The organism is Luteimonas fraxinea (assembly GCF_021233355.1).
Taxonomy (GTDB): domain Bacteria; phylum Pseudomonadota; class Gammaproteobacteria; order Xanthomonadales; family Xanthomonadaceae; genus Luteimonas; species Luteimonas fraxinea.
This window is the reverse complement of record NZ_CP089507.1, coordinates 1,528,725-1,542,731: the sequence shown is the minus strand read 5'-3', so window position 1 is coordinate 1,542,731 and position 14,007 is coordinate 1,528,725. Positions and strand designations below refer to the sequence as shown.

Genomic DNA, 14,007 nt, shown 5'->3' with positions numbered 1-14,007 from the left:
ACGATTCATGCCTCACGAGCAGCTTCTTGGCCTTGCACGCACCGCCATGGCGCAGCAAGCCGCGCAAACCCCGGAACAAATTCAAGATCGTGTGCGCGAGCTGGCCGCACTTCCGTTTCTGAGCCCTCCACCCACACAAAATGACATTCGCGAGGCAGCTCAGCAGATCGAGCGCGAGTTCAAGGTTGTGCTCGGAAGCTCGCACACGATCCAAGCAACTGGTCACCGGCCTTGGTTGCGTGCAAGAAAGCACGAGATCGAGTTTCGCTATTGGGACCGCTACCGCCGCTACCTGATTGCTGAGGGCTTGGGCGAGCCGGTGGTCAACAAGGTCAGCGAGATTACAGACACGATCGTAGACCTGGCGGGCGACCCGAAGATCGAGGGGGCTTGGTCGCGACGCGGTCTGGTCGTCGGGCATGTGCAGAGCGGAAAGACTGCGAATTACCTGGGCGTCATCAACAAGGCGGCGGACGCCGGTTACCGCGTCGTCATCCTGATTGCGGGCGTGCACAACAACCTGCGCTCGCAAACACAGGAGCGGGTCGACTTTGGGTTCGTAGGGCGCGACAGCGATCAATTACTCTCTAAGCAGGCCAACGCAGCCAAGGTGGGAGTCGGTGGCCTTGCCCCGGGATTTACCGCGACCGCCTACACGAGCCGGGCAACAGATTTCAGCAGGCCGAGAGCTGAAGGGCTAGGCATCCCGATCCAGAACAGCCGTGAGCCCGTTATCCTCGTTATCAAGAAGAACCCCGCGATCCTGCGGAACCTCATCGACTGGATCCGCGGGACCAGCACCGAAAGTGGCGGGTTGACACTGCCTATGCTCGTCATCGATGACGAGGCAGACAACGCATCCGTCAACACCTCAAAGGATCCTGAGGCACCGAGGACCATCAATCGCCTGATTCGGGAGCTTTTGAACCTCTCGGCGCGAAATGCCTATATTGGTTACACGGCTACACCGTTCGCCAACATTTTCATTGACCCTGATCAAGAGACCGATGGCCAAGGAAAAGATCTTTTTCCTCGCGACTTCATCGTTGGGCTTGACGCTCCTTCGAACTATGTTGGCGCGCACGACTACTTTCTGTCCGACGACGCGGACTGGTTGACGGTTGACCTTGAAGGAACCGAAGACTGGCTTCCGACGACACACAAGATCACCTGGACCGTCGAAGGGTTGCACGAAACCCTCATCGAAGCGATCGACTGCTTCGTGCTTTCTAAAGCTATCCGGTTCCTCCGTGGTCAGGGGGCCAAGCATCACTCCATGCTGGTCAATGTTTCGCGCTTCACATGCGTCCAAGGTGATGTTGCGCGCGAGATTGATCAGCATCTGACCGGTATGAAGGCATCGATCCAGAACCGCTACGCGTTACCGGTCGAAATTGCGTTGCGGGACCCGTCCATGCATTCCTTGCACAAGACATGGCAAAAGCATTACGCCCATGCGGACGAGGCTTGGGCTGCAATTCAGAGTGAGCTGCATCGAGCAGCTGCCAGCATGTCAGTCGTGCAGGTCAACGCCTCGAAACAGTCTGGCAAACTAGATTACAGAGCCCACGCCGAAACGGGTCTCAATGTAATAGCGGTAGGTGGCAACTCGCTCTCCCGGGGTTTTACCCTGGAGGGGTTGACGGTCAGCTATTTCCTTCGCAACACCCAGATGTATGACACGCTTTTGCAGATGGGGCGGTGGTTTGGCTACCGCGACGGCTTCAGGGATCTCTGCCGATTGTTCCTGCGAGAGGACGCCAGTGACTGGTATGGCTTTATCGCGGGCGCAACTGATGAACTCCGAGACGAAATCCGGCGAATGGAGCTCAATGGTCTGACGCCAATGGATTTTGGCTTTGCGGTGCGCAGTCATCCCGGCACTTTGATGATCACGGCCAAGGACAAGATGCGCACCGCGAAAGACATGGTGCGACAAGTGGGGCTCGCCAACTCGATGGTCGAAACATCGGTGCTGCTGTCGGCCGAGTCATCACGCACTGGCAATATGGCTGCGTTGGAAAGGGTTGTGAGGGCTGCGCAGAGCCTTGGTCCGTCCGAGGCGACAGGAGAGGAGCGAGTTCTCCCGACGCAGATTTTCCGTTCCATCCCGACAGAGCATGTGCTCGATTTCATCGCGTCGTTCGGGGTGCATCCGGGTTTGCTTGAGATGCAGGCCTCACCGCTCTCGGACTACATCCGCAAGCGTGGTTTCGCAGAGTGGGACATCGCGCTTTACTCAAGCAGTCGAGCGATTGGCGATGAGGTCCTGGATGTTCATGGAATAGCGGTTGGCGCGCAGAAGCGTTTTGTACATGATCGGAGAAACGCGCTTCTGGTGTCCGGAACAAAGCGTCGAGTGGCGTCTAGGGGAGCTGAGAAGGTCGGACTGAACCCGCTTCAGATCAGAGAAGCAATCAAGGCTCACGGCTCGGACATCAATGTCCCTGATAAGGCGTACCGCGCACAGCGTTCGCGGCCTCTTTTGATGTTGCACCTGCTGCGCGTCCACCATCGTGACCCAGACACCAAGCCTGACACGCCAGGGGCGATCCACGCTGCCTATGGTCTGAGCTTTCCCGATCTTCCTTCCGGTCAGAAGGAAGAGCTAGTGACCTACGCAGCAAATCTGGTCGCTTACCGGGAGCTGTTCGGCAACAGCGTGGACGAGGACGACGACGAAGAGGCGCCAGCCGATGCATGAGGATCCCTGGGCGCGCATTGAGCCCGCCGATCATCTGGTTGGCCATCGAATTGCCGAGGACCATCCGCTGGCCGTCTACTGGACACGCCGACATGATGGCGCGAGAGGAGTTCTGTTCAAGCATGCCCATGCGGAGCAGTTGCCAACCGAGCGACCCCTGCTGGAGGGCATTGTGGTCGAGATAGGGGACGCGCCGTCGTTGTCAGTAGCGCTCTATCTCAGCGACGAGACGCACCATGAAGTTTTCGATTTGATGTGCAGGGACATCATTGAGGCATCTAGTCGTGCGGTCGACACATCGCACGCCACCGCAGCGATCTTTCGTCGCCTCGATCACTGGCAAGCGATGCTCGCCGAGGGACGAAGCAATGATCTGACTACGCAGCAGGTGCGGGGTCTCATGGGGGAACTGTGGTTCCTAGACCAGATTGCGGCGCGTCGCGGCGTAGCTGCTGGTATCAGTGCTTACGTTGCCCCCGACGATCATCCACAGGACTTCGCACTTCCTCTTGGGCTTGTCGAGGTCAAGGCTAGACTTGCGGGCAGCTGTCAGCAGGTGTCCATCTCCTCGCTCGACCAGCTGGAAGCGGCAGGCATCCCGTTGGTTCTCTTGGTCGTCGAATTCATCCCTGACATGGAGGGTGGGTCCCTCAACGATGTGGTGGACGGGCTAAATGGCCAAGCCAACGAGGCTGGTGCTGCTTGGGAGGCGCGGCTTCGCATGTCGTTGCTGCGGCGGGACTACACGCGCTCCGACCGCTACAACGGACAGCGCTACCGTATTGGCGCCGTGCGCGCATTTCATGTCGAGCGGCAGTTTCCGCGCCTTGTGCGATCGACAACGGACATGCGCGTGCTCGGGGCTTCCTATTTGCTCGATTTGACGGGTCTTGGCGATTTCGAGGTCGAGCCTTATTCCACCATCGCGAGACTGTTGGGTTAGGTATGGACGAGGACACCCTGCGCTATCGCGAAACGCTTCTTGGCGAGATCCACGCTGAAGGACAGGCCGAGGGCGACTACAGTCGAACCCGCTTTATTGACCGAGCCTGCTCGCTTCTCGAAAGCGCCGAAGAACTTACTGAATATCACCTCTGTCGGGCGCATACCGTCAGTGCGAAGGGTGGGCTCGTGCAAGTCGACGCCTACTCGTTTTCGCCTTCGGACGGCGTGGTGAACCTGATCATCGCGGAATGGTCGGGCGCCGACTTTCCCGAACCGATCATGACGGAGGAGGCGCGTCGACTTGTCCAAGGTGCTTACAGGTTCCTGGAAGGCAGCGTGCACGAACGGCTCTCAGACCGCTGGGATGAGAGCAGCGATGCCCATTCCTTCTCGCGGGAGCTCTTTGCATTCGCTACCGGCGAAGAGTTCTCAAAGGTCTACATCTATCTTGTGTCTGACCGTCCGCTGGGTGCGCAGACCTCAAAGACATTCGATCTGCGCTTGGGCACAGCCGAGATCGAGGTGCAGCTCTGGGACATCACGCGCATGGCGCGCGTCGAGGCATCCAGCAAGGGGCGTGAAGACATACGCATCGATTTCCTGTCGGAGTATGGGCGGGGGGTGCCGGCGCTTGCCGCTGGATCGGATCCGGATGGGCGCTACACCTCCTATATGTGTGTGATCCCTGGCGGCGTGCTTGCAGGGCTCTACGACCGTTTTGGTGGGCGCATCCTCGAACAGAATGTGCGGGCATTCCTGGGTGAGGGGCGCAAGGTCAACAAGGGGATCAGGGAAACCCTGCGCACACAGCCAGAAATGTTCTTCGCCTTCAACAACGGCCTGACGGCAACGGCCGCCGATATCGAACTTGCGCGCACAGAAGAGGGCGATACCGAGATCGTGGCGGCCACAGGCCTGCAAGTCGTCAACGGCGGGCAGACGACGGCGTCGCTCTTTTGGGCGCACAAGGCGGGGGTGGACCTGTCGAAGGTGCAGGTCCAGATGAAGCTATCGCGTCTGGCAGAGGAGGGATTTGACGACGCCGTGCATAACATCGCGCGCTACGCCAACGCGCAGAATGCGGTTTCGGCATCCGACCTCTTCGCCGGCCATCCATATTTCAAGCGCCTCGAAATACAGTCGCGCGAGACGCTTGCCGCTGGCGGTGCTAACGGACTGGGCGGCTACTGGTATTTTGAGCGCACCACGGGAGGCTACAGGGTCGAGCAGCGCCGCCGCACCGGGACTGCACTAAAGGTCTGGCAGATGCTCAATCCAAAGTCCCAGTTGCTGACGAAGACCGATGTAGCGCGCTATGAGATGACGTTTGCCTGCCAGCCGCACTTGGTAAGCGCAGGCGCCCAGAAGAACATCGCGGCGTTTGGCAAGACAATTACGCAGTTATGGGACCAGAACCCCGAGAAGTTTGATGCTGCCTACTTCAGGCGCATCGTGGGCCGCGCCATCCTCACCCGCTCTCTCGATGCCCTGATCCCGAAGCAGCCATGGTATGGCGGCTCGATCCTGCGGCCATTGTCGACTTACACACTGGCATTGATGAGCCAGCGGATGAGCGAACTTGATATGGAGCCAGACTATGAGGCGATCTGGCGATCGCAGCGCGCAGCCCCCGAGTTCATCGATGAAGCGCTGCGCTTGGCCGAGCTCGTGCAGCCACTCCTCAAGGACATACCGCTCGAGCAGGTGCGTAACCGCCTCATCACGGAGTGGGTGAAGCGCGAGGGGTGTTGGACGCGTATTGAATCATCGTCCTTGCGGCTCGATGCGGCATTCATCCGCACGCTGCTGCCCGCGGCGGTGCTGGCGAAGGGCCCTGTGCCTTGGCATCTCCGTGCCCAGCAGCTTTGGCGCGAAGGCAAATGGAAGAAGCTCCACGCGTGGAACGAGGTCGAGCAGGTGCTGACGCTTGACGAGGCTGACCTAGTGAAATGGGCCTCAGTCGCAACGCCGTTCTCGCCCAAAGGCTTTAAGCTGACGAAGCTAAGGGAAGGTTACGACCGAGCGCTGGTGAACGGATTCGTCTGAGCTGGCAGGCATGGGCGAGTACATCGAATCTCACGCAATCTGAAGTCGCGCCGGGGGCTGCGTGCTAATCGCGTCCACAGTTTCTCGTTGCCGTCATTCGCACTTTTGCACAAGCTCGCGATGCGGTTTGATCTTGCGAACTTTGACCATGTGAACTTTGTTAGGCGCTGGAACCGTATGGCGCGCAGCGGCCAGCACCTTTACTAGGCGGCCGGCGGAAGTGTCTCCAATCGGGCAGCCGAAGCACTGCGTCGGCGTACATGGCGGCTAACATCGTCTCCATTCCGTCGATGACCAGCGGGCCGCGGGTGCCGATGTCGGGACCTTCATGTGGGCTTCCGCAGAAGCCGGAGGCACGAAATGCGCGCGCAGGCAGCCATCGATGCAGGTATCGGTATCAGGTCATAGGGGGCTGATACGCCCGTGACACAGCACCCCTTCGCTTTCCAAGTTAAAGCACTGTCGAGCCTTGCGTGCTGTTTGGTGCTGGAAGAAGAGGAATGGGCGCCAGCAGCCGAGGTGCTCGATTCCTCGGCCCACGTGTCCGGCTACCCGAGGAGACTCGGGGATCACGCGTTGCTGGCGCATTAAAAATTGCTTGTGGGAAGCCACAGCCGCTATCAGTGCACTTCTCGAAAACGGAGAGACAATCTCTTACACCCCGCTCAGCATGGGAAGCTAGCAGAAGGTGCTACATTTCATGAAGAGCCTGACGTAGCGGGAGTTTGCGAGGCATGCTGTCGATCCCAGTTGCCATTGCCGGTTCACGTGCCGAAAAAATCTCCTCGCGCCATCTTCTCTGCCCGCATCAAGCAAGCGCGGGATCTGAGGGGCATCCCGAGCCAACGGGCGTTGGGTGTGATGATGGGATTGACTAAGAAGCGCGCCAGTAGTCGAGTCAACCGCTACGAGAACGAGGCCAGCGGTGTCGATCTGGATGGCCTTGAGACGTTGGCTCAGGCGTTGCGCGTGCCGATGGCATATCTGGTGGCCGAAGACGAAGCTACGGCCGATATTCTTCTCTCCCTCGCGGCGCTCTCGGCCGGAGAGAGGCGCAAGCTAGCAGCTAGGCTTAAAGAAGAGTTCCAGACGTCGGCTACGCCGGAAGACGTAGTGCACGGTCCAGATGAGGCGTCGGGCTGAGAGCTCAGCGCTCTCCATACTCGTTGCCAGTGCGCCTGCTGTCCTTCAAGCGATGAGCTGACGCTCCTTCAACGCTTCGTTCCGGCCTTCAGCTCTGCAGCTATTCTTCGCTGCTCTGATGCAGTCATTCTTGCCACCACAAGGATGACCTCAGCTAGCGCATCGCTATCGGCGAGAAGATAGGCCAGAGGCACGCCGAGCTCCTTCGCCAACTTGGCGGCAGTGGCAAAGTCTGGCTCAGATGTACCAAGCTCGTATCGGGTAACTCTGCTAGACACCACGTCCTCCGAGAGTCCAATCCTCCTGCCGAGTTCTCTCTGAGAGATGCCCAATGCGAGGCGCGCCTCTTTCAGGCGTCGAGAGAACATCGCGTTGGTAGAAGGAAGTGCCATGACCCTTAGAAGCCGTTGCTGCAATGGCTACAGGATGGCTTTCCTGCCACAAGCATGTATGCTACAACAAATGTAGCAACCGGAACTGCTGGGGGACTTGCGCCGTTGGCGCAGCGGTGAGCGATGTCTTTGAGCAACGAGTTGCCCGCTGGCGCGGGAGGCTTTGTGTCGGCACCACTAGCTACATTAAATGTAGCTAGTGCTTAGTCGGATTTGAGAGCGGTAGATCCATTCATCGCATCGGCAATCGAAAAGGACGAAAGGAATCAGCATGAGGACACACACGTTACGTCGGGCCATCTCCATCGCCCTGTTCGCCGTCGCCAACGGCGCAACGAGCCTGGCCACCGCGCAGGACGCGGATCAACGCGAGGCGGCACAGGTCGCGAACGAAGCGCAGGACGCGCAGCACTTCGACCTGCCGCCAACCGCGCTTGATGCCTCGCTGGGTGCCGTCGGCGCGCAGAGCGGCCTTCGCATCACCTACCCGCCGTCGCTGGTGGCAAACCGGCCGGGGCCGGCGGTCCAGGGCCGCATGCACTGGCGCGAGGCCATGGCCCGGCTGCTGCAGGGCAGTGGGCTGGAATACCGGCAAGCCGACGACGGCACTGTGGTGATCGCGCCTGCACACGCGGAACCCGAGCGCCGCGTTGCACCCGCATCCGCGGATGCCCGCACATCACAGGGCGCGAACGCGACCGACCTCGAAACGATCACCGTCACCGGCACCCGCATCCGCGGCGGCACCACACCGTCACCGGTGATCACGCTCGGCAGCGAACGCATCCGCGAAGAGGGTTTCGCCGATCTCGGCGAAGTGATTCGCAGCGTGCCGCAGAACTTCAGCGGTGGGCAGAACCCTGGTGTCGCGGCAGGTGCCACGCAGGGCGCTGGCGGCCTAGCCAACCAGAATCTGAGTGGTGGCTCGAGCTTGAATCTGCGCGGCCTGGGCCCGGACGCCACATTGACGCTGCTCAATGGTCGGCGCCTGTCTTACGGCGGTTACGTGCAGGCAGTCGACATTGGCGCCATCCCGGTTGAGGCTGTCGAACGCATCGAGATCGTGCCCGATGGTGCATCGGCGATCTACGGTTCGGATGCCGTAGGCGGCGTGGGCAACGTGATCCTCAAGCGCGATTACGAAGGCGTCACGCTGGGGACAAGGTACGGCCGCTCCGCGGCAGGCGGTCTGGGCACGCGGGACTACGCAGTGACAGCAGGTGCGCAATGGGAGCGGGGTGGGGCAATCCTCACGTACAAGGACGTCTCGGTGGATCCCATTCGCGCAGATCAGCGCACCTACACAGCGCAGCTGCCTTCGCCCACATCCATCTATCCGGGAAGCGAACTTAGAAGCGCGTTGCTCAGCGTGCATCACGCGATAGGCGACGCGGCGGAGTTACGGCTTGATGCGCTGGCAACCCGGCGCAGCCAGGACTACAGCTACTACTACGAGACCACCACCGCGTCCTACAACCGGCTGACACCCGACACCCGCGCCAGCTTCCTGGCACCCGGCGTGGACATCTTTCTGCCCGGTGACTGGACGCTGACATTCGGCGCAACGCATGGCCGCGATGATCTGGAAAACTTGAACACTGGCGTGGACCTGGCGACGGCTGCAGTGGTGCCGCGGATCGACGAATGTCTGTGCAACGACAGTCGTTCCTATGAGGTGGGCGCAGAGGGGCCGGTGTTCGCATTGCCGGCAGGCGACATCCGCCTCGCGGCAGGCATGGGCACCCGACGCAACGCCTTCCAGCACCTCAACCACCTGACGGGTCGCACGACGCTGGATGCGGAAGAGGCAAGTCGTTTTGCGTATGCGGAGGCGGGGGTGCCGCTGATGGGCAGCGGGGCCGGTAAACCCGATGCCGCGCGCCTGGAGCTCACCGCGGCGCTGCGTCACGAGGACTACGACAGCTTCGGTGCTGTCACGACGCCCAGACTGCGCGCGCTTTACGCGCCCGGGAGCACTTTCACCCTCAAAGCATCCTGGGGGCGCTCCTTCAAGGCGCCTACGCTGTATCAAATGCATGCGAGTCGGCTTGCGCAGCTGGTGCCTGCTGCCTACGTGGGCGGCGCGGGGTACGCCCCCGAGGCGACCGTTCTGATTCAAGGCGGCGGTAACCGGGATCTGGACGCCGAGCGGGCGCGCACGCAGACCGCGTCAGTCGCGTTTCATCCGGATGCGGTGCCGGGGCTGCTTGCCGAGCTCACGTGGTTTCGGATCGCATACACCGATCGTGTGGTGCAGCCGATCACCAACGCGGCTCGCGCCCTGGCGGATCCCAACTACGCGCCCTTCGTGGAATACGCACCGAGCAGTCAGCGGTTGGATGAGGTGCTCGCGTCTGTAGAAAACTTCTACAACTCCACCGGCGCGGTGTATGTGCCGAGCGATGTGGCTGCACTCGTGCGTTACGGCTACACCAACGTGGCCGAGCAGCAGATTGAAGGCCTTGATCTATCCGGCTCCTATGGATTCGCGCTGGGGCCCGGCAGACTGACCGTGCGCGGCGCGGTGTCCTGGCTCGACATTGCGCAGAAGACCAGCCCGCTGGCGCCAGCGTTTGATGTGTCCGGCACCCTCTACAACCCTGCTCGCGTGAACGGCCGCTTTGGCACTGCCTGGTCGCAGGGCCCAGTCTCAGCCTCGCTCTTTGGCAACTACACAAGCGGCGTGACCGACACGGCACGCGCGCAGAAGACCGGCTCGTTCACCACATTCGATGCCGCGCTGCGATATGCAAGCGAGCGGCCCAGCGGACTGTTCTCCGGCACGGAGCTTGCGGTCAATGCGCAGAACATCTTCAACCGAAATCCGCCGCTGCATACGCCGTCGAGCTGGATCCACCCTGCGTACGATTCCACCAATTATTCGGCAATCGGGCGCTTTGTCAGCGTTTCGCTCTCGAAGCACTTCTGAGTCATGGACAGCCTCTTTACCGTGGGTTGGACTGCGTCGCACGCGCGCACACGTTTGTTGTTGCTACGCGTTGCTGCGCCTGTCTTGTTGGCGGTGACATCTACGGCGGCAGTCTCCGCAGAAGGAAATGCGCTCTCGCCCAGACGCTTGGTCGAAGTGACGGATCTGTCCGCACCTACGATCTCTCCCAGCGGAAGGCAGCTGGCGTTTCGATCCGAGCAAGCGTCGGTCGAACGGAACGACTACGACTGCTTCTGGTTTGTGCAGTCGTTGGAAGGCGGCGCTGCGCCGGTGCGAGTCGCGAGCTGTGGAACCCTCTCGCGGAACTCGGCGGGAGAGGTCTCGACTCCGCTGGTGCAGTGGTCGCCAGATGGGCGATGGATCTACTTCCTTGCCATGCTGGACGGGCGCGTCGATGTCTGGCGCGCGGCGGCTGACGGCTCCGGCGCGTTTCCGGTGACGCAGGACGCAGCAGACGTGCAGGAGTTCCGTCTCCATGCGAGCGGGCACCTTCTCGACTATCGAGTCGGCGCCGAGCGCGAGCGCGTGCTGCGGGCCGAGGCGGACGAGTACAGCAGGGGTATACGGATCGATGCGTCTGTTCCGTTGGGGCAGAACTTGTTCCGTTCCGGCACTGTGGATGGACGGCCCGCAACCCAGCGCCTGGGGGAGTGGTTCGATCGTGTCTCTTTGTTGCATGACGCGACGAGCCGTTGGGTGACCCTCGACGTGGGGACAGGTGAGGTGCGGCCCAGTGTGGGAGTGGAGAGTCCGGGCGGACCCGCGCTCGCTGTCTTAGCAGGCGCCAAGCCTGGCGCGCACTGGCAAGCTGCGAGCGAGCCAGATGGCACGCGCACTGCCGTCTTGACGCGTGTGGGCGACGGACGCGGTCTGTTGGAGCAGCCGGACGTCCAGTTGTCGGTACTGCATGGCGCTGCGCAATCACCCAAGGTTTGTGACGCCGCCTTGTGCGTAGGCCGGCAGATCACCGGCATCCAGTGGCGACCCGGCTCGGACGACGTTGTGTACACGGTGACCGACCCTGCTCGCGGGTTGGGCCAAGCCCTACTCTTGTGGAACGTACGGAATGACCAGGTCACAGAGGTTGCCAGCTCGGATGGACTGCTCAGCGGAGGCCGAGCGCGGTCCAGCCCATGTGGCTTGTCGCAGCATCATTTGGTCTGCGTGGCTGCAGATGCTCGCCGCCCACCACGCCTTGTGCAGATCGATCTCGAATCGGGCATGCAGGACGTCCTCTTCGACCCGAATGTGGGACTCGCCCATGCGATCGCCAATGGACCGGAGATCAGGTTGCTCCAGTGGCAGGACGATCACGGTCAGGCTTTCACAGGCCAGCTCTACCTGCCTAAGGCAGACGCCGGGCGTACCGCACCCTTGTTCATCAACTACTACCTGTGCACCGGATTCGTGCGCGGCGGGGTAGGGGATGAGTGGCCTCTACTGTCCTTTGCCGAGCAGGGAATAGCCGCGCTCTGTATCAACGCCGCTCCTTATCAGCTCAACGCGCGAGAGCGCTACGACGCCGGCCTTTCTGCGGTGCGCGGTGCAGTGCAGCTGCTTGCGAGCGAAGGAATTGTCGATCCCGCGCGTGTGGGGATGGGAGGGCTTAGCTTCGGCGCAGAGACCACCTTCTGGACGCTGATGCACTCGGACCTCCTGACCGCCGCATCCGTCGCATCGCCCGGGATCTCGACGCAGTACTACCGCCTAGGCAGCCTGATGGGCGATAGATTCCACGCGGGCCTGCAGTCCTACTGGCAACTCGGGGCTCCAGATGAAACGCAGGAGCAGTGGAAGCTGATTGCGCCCGATCTCAATCTGGACAAGTTGAAGGCACCGATACTCATGCAGTTGCCGGAGCAGGAGTTCATGCACTCAGTGGACTACGCCGTGCCGCTGTCACGCGCGAACCGCGCGGATGTCTATGTGTTTCCCCACGAGCCACACCAGAAATTTCAGCCTCGGCACAAACTTGCTGCGTACGAACGGAACCTCGACTGGTTTCGATTCTGGCTGAAAGGGCACGAGGACCAAGCTGTGGGAAAGCGCACTCAGTACGATTACTGGCGGAAGATGCGAACGCACTCGGGGGAAGAGCACGCGGCCACGTCACCGTGAACTGTCTTGCTGCCGAATCCAGTTTTCGACCCGGCAGAGATCGAGAACTCGCGTAAACGATCTGTCGCGGGACGGCATCTGTGTCCTGTTGAAGGCCCGGAGTGCATCCGCATCGATGAGGCCCTTCGAAGCGAGATGGCCGTCCAGCAAGAAAGCCTCCATCTGCAACTTGTTTCGCTGATAGGCCTCTCCCAGGAAGCCGATCAACGTGCCCTTGCTGCGGCGATTGAACACCTTCGCCGGCAACAGGTCCTGAAACGCGCCGCGTGCAACAGCACGGTTATTGCCGCCCCTGATCCACATCCAGCTAGGCGTTCGAAGACAGGCCTCCATAACAGGTTGGCTGAGAAGCGGCATACGGAGGAAGCGATGCATACGTCGGGGGGCGTAGTCCATGAAGATCTGATTGCCCGCCAGCTCATAGATCCGTTCCTGGTCGCCAGGCAAAGCTCCGGGCGGCGCATCGAACCAGGGGTGCTCAAGTGCCTGCGCAGCGGCGCCGCCGCAAGAGAGGAACGTCGTGTCCGGCCGATACGGCAGAGGCGCCACGCGCAGCTTGCGCAGTGCAAGCCGGGACGCGCGCCAAAGAGTGCACTCGTGCAGATGTGCGAGATCGTTCAAGGCACGCACACCGCCGACAACACCGAGTTCCTTGAACGCGTCAGCGGCCGGGGCCGCAGTTCTCAAGTAGCAGAAAACGCTATCTCCACCCGCGCCGACAAACGCGGCATTCGCGGCTGTTGCTGCCGCTGCTGACTCCATCGCTTGGTCGAGAGCCTGCTGCAACGGACCAACTCCAGGCCTGACGGGATCGGCCGGATCAACAAACGAGAACGCCAGCGCATCGAATGCGATCTCGTGCGTTCGCAACTCTGCAGGCAACGCATCGGCCACGGCGCCGGCGTACACGCGCTCATCTGAGCCGGGGTCGGGACTCAGCAGGGTAGAGCAGGCAACGCTGGCCGAAGTTTCGCGTAGCCCTGCAGCCACGATCGATGAATCCAGGCCGCCCGAGAGTTCCAGATGCACTGCGCCATCGATGCCCGCGAGCGCGCGCGTCGACATGAGAACAGCAGCTCTCACGGCGCACTCTGCCTCCTTGATGTCTGTAAAGCGCTTTTCAGGCGAGACCATCGCCCAGGGCGACCAGACCTGTTCGATCGTGACGTCCGAGCGCTGGATGCCGGCACATTCGCCGGGCAACAACTCAGCAACGCCATGCAGCGCTGTGCGCTGTGTGCGAAGAAATGGGAAGGTCAGGTAGCTGGCAAGATAGTCCCAATCGATTCGCCTGTCGTAGAGCTTCAAGGCGACAGCAATCCCGATATCCGAAGTGACAAAACTTCGGCTCCCATCGAAACCGTAGACGCACGCCATCCCGGATGACGCGCTTGGTGATCGCGTAACAGAGAGTTCTCCGTTCGGGCCAGCGTGCAGGAACACGTACTCGCCCCACCAGCGACGCACGATGAAGTCGCGAAGTGCGTTCGCATCGCTCACCATTGGGCACTGTTCGATATGGACGATGGGCTTGCCCACATCGTCGAACGCATGCCCGATGAGTGCAGTGCGATGGGGCAGGGCCAGGACGGGCGTGCCTTCCGCCGCGAGAACTTGGAAAGTGGAGTTCGACAAAGCGAAGTCCAGTGACCGCCGCTGCAATGACAGCTGACTCCCAACAGTCGGAGGGTGGCGGCCGATGTCTGCGC

8 protein-coding genes are annotated in these 14,007 nt (G+C 61.2%); 6 read left to right on the top strand and 2 right to left on the bottom strand.

Annotated elements, in window-relative coordinates; genetic code table 11:
- Positions 1-7 precede the first annotated feature (7 nt).
- The 4 genes from LU699_RS06935 (at position 8) to LU699_RS06920 (ending at position 6,838) form a co-directional block, all read left to right on the top strand.
- Positions 8-2,704: a Z1 domain-containing protein gene (locus tag LU699_RS06935; RefSeq protein ID WP_232580524.1), complete on the top strand. Its 2,697-nt coding sequence runs from the start codon at positions 8-10 to the stop codon at positions 2,702-2,704.
- Positions 2,697-3,647 (top strand): PD-(D/E)XK motif protein, encoded by a 951-nt coding sequence (locus LU699_RS06930; protein WP_232133910.1) that lies wholly within the window; start codon positions 2,697-2,699, stop codon positions 3,645-3,647. Before LU699_RS06935 ends, LU699_RS06930 begins: the two co-directional genes overlap by 8 nt.
- A gap of 2 nt (positions 3,648-3,649) precedes the next feature.
- Positions 3,650-5,695 (top strand): AIPR family protein, encoded by a 2,046-nt coding sequence (locus LU699_RS06925; RefSeq protein ID WP_232133911.1) that lies wholly within the window; start codon positions 3,650-3,652, stop codon positions 5,693-5,695.
- Positions 5,696-6,445: 750 nt separating this feature from the next.
- Entirely contained in the window at positions 6,446-6,838 is a 393-nt protein-coding gene (locus LU699_RS06920; protein ID WP_232580523.1) for a helix-turn-helix domain-containing protein, read from the top strand.
- Positions 6,839-6,906: 68 nt separating this feature from the next.
- Here the strand turns inward: LU699_RS06920 and LU699_RS06915 are convergent, their stop codons facing one another.
- Complete coding sequence (locus tag LU699_RS06915) at positions 6,907-7,230, bottom strand: helix-turn-helix domain-containing protein (RefSeq protein WP_232133913.1); 324 nt, start codon at positions 7,228-7,230, stop codon at positions 6,907-6,909.
- A gap of 271 nt (positions 7,231-7,501) precedes the next feature.
- Here LU699_RS06915 and LU699_RS06910 point away from each other — a divergent pair, with 271 nt between their 5' ends.
- Together LU699_RS06910 and LU699_RS06905 are read left to right on the top strand one after the other, a co-directional pair.
- Positions 7,502-10,159 (top strand): TonB-dependent receptor, encoded by a 2,658-nt coding sequence (locus LU699_RS06910; RefSeq protein WP_232580522.1) that lies wholly within the window; start codon positions 7,502-7,504, stop codon positions 10,157-10,159.
- 3 nt (positions 10,160-10,162) lie between these two features.
- Complete coding sequence (locus LU699_RS06905; RefSeq protein WP_232133915.1) at positions 10,163-12,298, top strand: Atxe2 family lasso peptide isopeptidase; 2,136 nt, start codon at positions 10,163-10,165, stop codon at positions 12,296-12,298.
- On the opposite strand, the gene LU699_RS06900 is transcribed toward LU699_RS06905, so the two are convergent.
- The gene (locus LU699_RS06900) at positions 12,290-13,933 is read right to left on the bottom strand and encodes an asparagine synthase-related protein (RefSeq protein ID WP_232133916.1); all 1,644 of its coding nucleotides are present in this window, start codon (positions 13,931-13,933) and stop codon (positions 12,290-12,292) included. The two genes, LU699_RS06905 and LU699_RS06900, sit on opposite strands and share 9 nt — an antisense overlap.
- Positions 13,934-14,007 lie beyond the last annotated feature (74 nt).